At 32.9% G+C, this 2,331-nt stretch carries 3 protein-coding genes; 1 reads left to right on the top strand and 2 read right to left on the bottom strand.

The features are described 5' to 3' along the window. A partial coding sequence (locus AB1414_19415) for an IS5/IS1182 family transposase (protein MEW6609582.1) occupies positions 1–117 on the top strand: 117 nt, incomplete at its 5' end. Here the strand turns inward: AB1414_19415 and AB1414_19410 are convergent. Together AB1414_19410 and AB1414_19405 are read right to left on the bottom strand one after the other, a co-directional pair. After that, positions 66–302 carry a hypothetical protein gene (locus AB1414_19410; protein MEW6609581.1) on the bottom strand — a complete coding sequence of 79 codons (237 nt, stop codon included), beginning with the start codon at positions 300–302 and terminating at the stop codon, positions 66–68. The genes AB1414_19415 and AB1414_19410 overlap by 52 nt on opposite strands. 1 nt (position 303) lies before the next feature. Then, on the bottom strand, positions 304–2,259 hold the full coding sequence (locus AB1414_19405) for a PorV/PorQ family protein (GenBank protein ID MEW6609580.1): 1,956 nt from the start codon (positions 2,257–2,259) through the stop codon (positions 304–306). Between the last annotated feature and the right edge of the window lie 72 nt (positions 2,260–2,331).

Raw genomic sequence — 2,331 nt, 5'->3', positions numbered from 1 at the left:
TTAAACCGCTTTAGACGGTTGCTAATCCGCTGGGAAAAGAAGGTAGAAAATTACATAGCAATGCTTCATTTTGCTTGTGCCTGGATTACCTTCAGAGCTGCTGGACTTTTCGGATAGGCTCTAAGTATAAGTTTTATTTGTAAGTCTAATGGTTTATTCAGGCAAAATAGCCGAAATCTATAATCTAATGATTTTAATTCAAATGGCTCAAATACCCCACAATATGATAGTAAAAGTACAATAAGACTAACTATCAATCCTAATATCAATCCTAATTTAGCCTGAATTCTGGCATCTGACATCTTACCGGTCTCCTTTCCAATAGAGAATTATTCTAATAAGTCTTTCTCCCTCTTCTAACACATTTCTCATCCGTGTAGTGTTAGCAGGAGTAATTTCAGGAATATGAGGTTTTAGTTTTTCTTTTTTAGGCTTTTTGACCTTTTGTTTAGCCTCGTTTAATAATTGCTTAATTTCTATGCGTGAAAGTCTTATTGTAGGTTCTTCTGCCTTTTCTATTGCCTCCTGGTCTAAACCAAGTGCTTGATAAGCTGATTGATAATCATCGTATAATCTTAAGGCATTGATAAACATCTCTAAGGCTATATCTTTTTTATCTAATAATGTATAAAATACGCCTAAATTAAGGTATATGCCGCCGTCAACAGGGTCTTTTTCTATTGCATTATGATAATATTTATGAGCAAGAGTTACATCTCCTTTCAGACAATAGATATTAGCAAGATTATTATAAGCAGGAGAATACTCTGTATCAATCTCTTCAGTTATTTTATTAAACTCTTCCATTGCCTCCTCATACTTTCCGTCCTTAGCATAAAATATCCCTTTTTGATTATGCTCCATAGAAAGTCTACTTTTTTCTCGGTATTCTTTAAATTCATTAATGTACTGTTTAACTTTAACATTCATTTCTTCTTGTGCCGGAATCTTAGGTAGCCAGTTTTCTTGAGGGAGGGTTGGTGGATTAAGTGGAGGATAATTTTTCCAACATTTATGTGTCTCCAATACTTTCAATTTACCCTCATTATTCCATTTCTTATACTCTCTTATACCATACTGCCAGGCATCTACAAATGATTTTTGTATATAAATAGGGTCTATTGGTAACCAAATATGGTCTTGTAGGATAATGTATGAGTCTTTATCAAAACTAATTAAATTAGCATTCTTAGGATGAATATTGGTATCAAATAGTATAAATATATGTTCTGGGACTAATACAAATGCTGTAGGAATACCGACACTTTCTAAGCAAGTAGCATACAAGACACTTAAATCATCACAATCGCCTTTAGTAAAGAATAAACTTTGACGGGCATATTGAATTATCTCAAACGGCTCATGCGAATACCCAATAGGATATACAGATAATCCTGCAAATATCTCCATTGCCTGTAATAATCTTTCTTCTAATTCTCTTGGTTTAAAAGCACCAATTACATGCCTTGTAAAGAATTTTATAAGTGAGTCATCTGGGGTTACAAATTTACTGATTTTCTCCCAATCAATACCCTCTTCCTTTTTAGGAAATTCTACAGATAGGCTAAGTCGATGGGTACTACCAATATCATCATAAGGTAAGAAACAATAGTCAAATAGCATATAATTTCTTTTTAGCCCGAATCCAAAAGAGTATTTACCTAAATCTTTACTATGAGAATTTAGGCTTTGAGAGTATCCTCCTTGCAATGTTAAGTTATCTAAAAGTCTATACTCTACACCAAGATGTAGTTTAGAATTAGACTCCTTCAGAAATTTATCCATATCAACTGCAAAAATTAAGTCATCTCTCAATTTATAAGCAATACCTGTTTTGATGTTTAAAGGGAGTGGATAGCTTTGCTTGATAAATTTTACCTTCTTGCCAATGTTTTGTAAGTTGACACCAATATTTAAATTTCCTCTTTTATATAATCCACCTAAGTCACCAGCAAAGGTAGTAGCCTTTTCATCATCAAGTTTTTCTTGAATAAATTTACCAGTAATACCGATAGAAAGGTTATAGGTTAACCCTCTGGCATATCCTAAGCTAATGTTTAAATCCGAAGTATCAAAACTCCCAATAGGTGCATCAGTAGGTCCTGTTCTTTTTTCTATTTTATCTGAATTAAGATAGTTTATACTTACTCCAATGGATTGATTTGAAGATAAAGGTTGGGCATAACTAAGGAATTCTTGTGTAGCGGAACTTCCCCTCAAAGATGGACCATAAAATGGTGCTAACCTTTTAATAATCAAGGGGATAGGCAAGTTTTAGACCTTAAAAGCGTGCATACGAATATTTTTTAAAAAAATTTTATTATTTTTAAA

It is taken from the genome of bacterium (assembly GCA_040755795.1).
In the GTDB taxonomy this organism is placed as follows: Bacteria; UBA9089; CG2-30-40-21; order CG2-30-40-21; family SBAY01; genus JBFLXS01.
Note: the sequence above shows the minus strand (reverse complement) of the source record. Positions and strands in the feature narration are given on the sequence as shown.

Bases quoted from the DNA above. Each gene is read 5' to 3' on its own strand.
- AB1414_19410 (MEW6609581.1), bottom strand. From the start codon at position 302: ATGTCAGATGCCAGAATTCAGGCTAAATTAGGATTGATATTAGGATTG.